1 protein-coding gene is annotated in these 218 nt (G+C 62.8%); it reads left to right on the top strand.

What is annotated here, in order from left to right; all coding sequences use genetic code 11:
• Positions 1 to 218 (top strand): hypothetical protein (locus H9S92_RS00150; protein WP_187464707.1); only part of this gene is annotated, 218 nt, incomplete at both ends.

Genomic DNA, 218 nt, shown 5'->3' with positions numbered 1-218 from the left:
ATCGACACCGATGTGTACGCCGCCGACGACAGCCGCGGAGCGTTCCGCTACGTGCAGTTCGTGAAGATCTACGACGAGGTGGCCCCGGTCATCGAGGCAGACGAGCCGGAAGAATGCTTCGGCGGTACGAGCGTAACGTGCACGGCCGACCTGACGCTGACCTTCACGGCGGTAGACGAGTGCTCCGACGTTGACGTTACGCTGCAACTGGACGCGAA

The organism is Neolewinella lacunae, from assembly GCF_014349155.1.
GTDB lineage: Bacteria > Bacteroidota > Bacteroidia > Chitinophagales > Saprospiraceae > Neolewinella > Neolewinella lacunae.
The sequence above is the reverse complement of the archived record's forward strand: the minus strand, read 5'-3'. Positions and strand labels throughout refer to the sequence as shown.